At 72.2% G+C, this 4669-nt stretch carries 3 protein-coding genes; 2 read left to right on the top strand and 1 reads right to left on the bottom strand.

Annotated elements, in window-relative coordinates; translation table 11 throughout:
- The first annotated feature begins 279 nt into the window (after positions 1-279).
- Positions 280-2388 carry a phosphocholine-specific phospholipase C gene (locus tag ACFWIS_RS40370; protein WP_380463960.1) on the top strand — a complete coding sequence of 703 codons (2109 nt, stop codon included), beginning with the start codon at positions 280-282 and terminating at the stop codon, positions 2386-2388.
- A 70-nt stretch (positions 2389-2458) separates the two neighbouring features.
- On the opposite strand, the gene ACFWIS_RS40375 is transcribed toward ACFWIS_RS40370, so the two are convergent.
- On the bottom strand, positions 2459-3103 hold the full coding sequence (locus tag ACFWIS_RS40375; protein ID WP_380463962.1) for a hypothetical protein: 645 nt from the start codon (positions 3101-3103) through the stop codon (positions 2459-2461).
- A gap of 434 nt (positions 3104-3537) precedes the next feature.
- Between ACFWIS_RS40375 and ACFWIS_RS40380 the strand changes: the two genes are divergently transcribed.
- Positions 3538-4623, top strand: a complete 1086-nt coding sequence (locus tag ACFWIS_RS40380) for a peptidoglycan-binding protein (protein ID WP_380463964.1) — start codon at positions 3538-3540, stop codon at positions 4621-4623.
- Positions 4624-4669 lie beyond the last annotated feature (46 nt).

Consider the following 4669-nt stretch of genomic DNA (forward strand, 5'->3'; position numbering starts at 1 on the left):
CCTCACAGCGCCGTTGGTACTGCAGGGGGGACCCTGTGGGAGAGTAGGACGCCGCCGAACAATTCTTCGAGAGAAGCCCCCGCCGGGTGAACCGGGCGGGGGCTTTTCGCGCTTCCGGGCCTTCCGGCCCGGTCGGCCGATGCACGGGGGAGTTGGCTGGACAACAGTTGGCCGAAAGCTCACGCGGCGTTCGCTGGAGGATTGTGTACGGCCCGTGTGCGATGCCTATGTTCGAGCCTTCTCCGTACCCGTGCAGTGCACGACTGGGAAGGACCTCCCATGGCCTCCATCGACAGGCGCCGATTTCTTCAGCTGGGCGGTGCGTCCGTGGCCGCCGCCGGCCTCGGGGCGTTCCCGCCCGCGGTCAGCAAGGCGCTGGCCCTGCCAGCGATCAGCAGGACCCGCTCGATCAAGGATGTCGAACACGTCGTCATCCTGATGCAGGAGAACCGTTCCTTCGACCACTACTTCGGCACCCTCCGAGGGGTCCGCGGCTTCGCCGACCCACGTCCCACGCTGCTGTCCGACGGCCGTCCCAACTGGCACCAGCCGGCCGCCGCGGTGAAGACCGGGCGGTACCACGACCGTGGTCTGCCGGCCTCCGAGAAGGAGGTGCTGCCCTGGTACATCGACCCCCGGAACACCACCGAGTACCAGGCCGGTACGGACCACGGCTGGAGCAGTGGCCACCTCGCCTGGAACGAAGGGCGCCACGACCAGTGGGTGAACCAGAAGCAGGACGTCATGACGATGGGTCACCTCAAGCGCCAGGACCTCCAGTACCACTTCGCCCTCGCCGACGCGTTCACCGTCTGCGACTCGTACTTCTGCTCCGTCCACGCGGACACGGCCCCCAACCGCATCTACCTCTGGACCGGCACCAGCGACCCGCGCAACGTGTACGGCCGCAAGCCCAACGGGCCCGGCCTGGAGGAGCGCAACAACAAGAACGGCTACACCTGGACGACGTACCCGGAGAGGCTGGAGGACGCCGGCGTCAGCTGGAAGCTGTACCAGGGCGGTTCCGGTGAGCCGGGCACCCCGACGGACAACTACACCGACAACTCGCTGATGTTCTTCGAGCGGTACCAGGTCGCCGAGGGCGCGTCCGGTCCGCTGGTGGAGAAGGGGGCGACGGACCACACGCTCAAGGAGTTCCGGGCCGACGTCGAGCAGGGCCGGTTGCCGCAGGTCTCCTGGATCGTCCCGCCGTACAAGTACAGCGAGCACCCCTCCGCGACGCCCACCGACGGCGCGTACTACATCAACCTGGTGCTGGACGCGCTCACGTCCAACCCCGAGGTGTGGGGCCGGACCGTCTTCCTCATCAACTACGACGAGAACGACGGCCTGTTCGACCACGTCGTCCCGCCGATGCCCCCGGTCGTCAGCCGCCCGGGCGGCCAGGGCATGGTCTCCACGGACCTGGAGGCCAGCCTCGGTGACGAACTGCTCGACCTCGGCAGGTACCCGGGCGAGATGAGCCCGCTGGTGCCCGGCGCGGACCGCGGCGGACTGCAGCCGATCGGCCTCGGCCCCCGGGTGCCGCTGCTCGTCATCTCCCCGTGGTCGCGCGGCGGTTGGGTCTGTTCGGAGACCTTCGACCACACCTCGGTGCTGAGGTTCCTGGAGGCCCGGTTCGGCATCGAGGAGCCCAACATCAGCGCCTGGCGCCGCGCGGTCTGCGGTGACCTCACCTCGGCGCTCGACTTCTCCGGCGCCGACCCGAAGCCGGTCTCGATCCCGGTGCCGGCGCCGATCGCCTCGCAGGGCAAGCCGTACCAGGTACCGATGCCCCAGCGGATGCCCACCCAGGAGCCGGGCACCCGCCCGGCCCGCGCCCTCCCGTACGACCTGCGGGTCAACGAGGACGAGACCGACGACGCCACGGTGTTCCAGCTCAACCTGAACAACCGGGGCTCGGCGGGTGCCTGGCTCTACGTCTACGACCGGACGGCGCCGACGGCGGCCCCCCGCCGCTACACCATCTCGGCCGGCGACAGCTTCGAGGACCACTGGCCGCTGACCGACGGCGGCTACCACCTCGTCGCCCACGGGCCGAACGGCTCGGTGCAGGAGTTCGAGGGCAAGACGGTGGGCGGCCTGGTCGCCCGCTTCGAACCCGCGAAGAACAAGGTGCGGGTCACGGTGTCCAACCACGGGGACACCACCCGCACGGTCACCGCCGAGGAGGCCTACACCAAGGGCGCGAAGCAGGGCCGTACCCTGCGCCCCGGCGACGACGCCCGGTTCACCTTCGACCTGCGCGCCGACAGCCGCTGGTACGACGTCACGGTGACGGGCACGGACGGGCCGGCGTTCCGCCGCCGCTGGGCCGGACACGCGGAGAACGGCCGCCCCGGCACCAGCGACCCCGGGCCGCGCTGACCCCGGGCCCGGGAAGGCAACGGGTCGCCCGCCTCGCACACGTGGGGCGGGCGGCCGGGCCCGCCGGCCGTCAGGGGCGGCCCGGCACCCACAGCGGGACGGGGCCGAGCAGGGGCATGGCCCGCGCGGCGTCCTGCTCCAGCCAGCCGTCCACCCGTGCCGGATCGCCCTCGCTCAGCTCGACCAGCGAGGCGGCGGCGATCCGGGCGCAGCACAGCACCAGCGCCAGGGTGTCCTGGCGGCGGTGTCGCTCCCGCACGTAGGCCTCGACCCGTTCCGCCGCGCGGAGGCGGTGGGACGGGCCGTCCTCGGCGGTCAGCGCCTGGACCTCGTGCCAGACCAGGGTCAGCGCGCAGGGCTCGGCCGGGTGGGTCACGTCCTCCCGGTGGGCCTGCTCACGGGCCTCCGCCGAGCGCTGCCCGAGCCACCCGAGGGCCGTCGCCGCGTCGTCGGCGCAGGAGCGCAGCAGCAGCTCGGCCGCCTGCGCCACGACGGCGGGCAGCACCGCCGAGGCCGCCACCCGCAATCCGGGGGCCGGCGCGTCGCCGAAGGACAGCCAGGCGTCCGCGAAGGAGGCCGCGCGCAGCCCGCCCACCCAGGCGGGCGCCCCGCCCGTGGCCCCCACCCACTCCTCGGCCCCCAGCCGCACCAGCCCCACCGCGACCAGATTCGCCGCGTCCCCGTCCAGCCCCAGCAGCCGCCCGCTCCGCACCACGCACCCCCACCTGCGTTCGTCACTCGTCGGGCACATCCCATCACAGCGAGGCGGGAACGAACTAGGCAGGGCCACGTCACAAATCGATTCCGACACGAAGCACCTTTCGGCGGTGGCTCCGGCGCGGTCGGCGCGGTCGGCGGTGGCTCCGGCACGGTCGGCACCCGTCACCGGGAGGCCGAGCAGGCCCCGTGGGGACGCCGCCCGGGCTCGGGGACGGGCTCGTTCGGACAGGGACGGGTCGCTCCCAGAAATGGGGACGCGTCTCACCGCGCAGGCCAGCGCCGTGAGACGCGTCCCGGCGGCCGATGGGACGAACGGCGGTCTCCCGTACGGAGGGTGGAGTGAGGCAGAGTGCTGCTGCGACCCGGTGATCACGAGCCGGCTCCCGGGGTCGCTCCCTGTGACGACCCCTCATGGATTCGGAGTACCCTGTGAGTACCCTCCTCCCCACCCGGCGCCGGTTGTCGTTGGGCCTGGCCCTGGCGTCCGTGCTGACCGGCGTCGGCGCGTACACCGCCTCGGTCGCCTCCGCCGCCACCGCGCCGGCCCCGATACCGATCACCTCCCCGTCCTGCCCGGCCAACCTGACGCAGGGCGAGGCCGACGGCTGCGTCACCCAGCTCCAGACGGAGCTCAACCTGACCGGCGCGACCCTCACCGTGGACGGGCAGTTCGGGTCGGCCACCGGCACGGCCGTGCGCACCTTCCAGTCCTCGCACTCGCTGACGGCCGACGGCATCGTGGGGCCGGCCACCAAGGCGAAGCTCGACGCGGCGGCCGCCGCCGCCACCGGCACCGTGGACCTGCGCACCCAGTGCGGGACGCTGCAGACCGGTGCCTCCGGGCAGTGCGTCTCGACGCTGCAGACGATGCTGAACACCTTCAACGCCGGCCGCCTCACCGTGGACGGGCAGTTCGGGCCGGCCACCGACACCGCCGTGCGCAACTTCCAGGCCGCGCACTCCCTGGCCATCGACGGCATCGTCGGCACCTCCGTGAAGAACGCCCTCTACACCAGCACCCCCACCCCGCTGCCCAGCGGCACCATCGACCCCACCAAGGTCCTGAACGCGGCGAAGACCTACCTGGGCCTCCCGTACGTGTGGGGCGGTGGCCACTCGCTGCGCGGTGAGGGCGCCGGCCCGACGCTCGGCACCTGCGACGGCTACACCGGCTCGATCCAGCCCTGCCCGGCCAACACCACCGTGGGCTTCGACTGTTCGGGCCTGGTCCGGGCGGCCTTCTGGTTCGGTGCCGGCATCGACCTCGCCAACGGCGGCGACACCACCGAGCAGACCCTGGACAAGCACCTCATCCCGATCACCGAGGCCCAGCGCCGCCCCGGCGACGTCGAGTACTTCGGCACCGATGCCCACAACACCGTCCACGTCGTGCTCTACGCCGGCACCGACCCCGCTACCGGCGCCGACATGATGTACGAGGCCAAGGAGACCGGCACCAACGTCCACTACGTCGGCCTGCGCACCGGCGGCTACTGGTACCACGTCACGGCCTGACCTCACGGACCGTACGGGCGTCGCGCGGGGGACGGCAACCGTCCCC

Source organism: Kitasatospora sp. NPDC127060 (assembly GCF_042724935.1).
In the GTDB taxonomy this organism is placed as follows: domain Bacteria; phylum Actinomycetota; class Actinomycetes; order Streptomycetales; family Streptomycetaceae; genus Kitasatospora.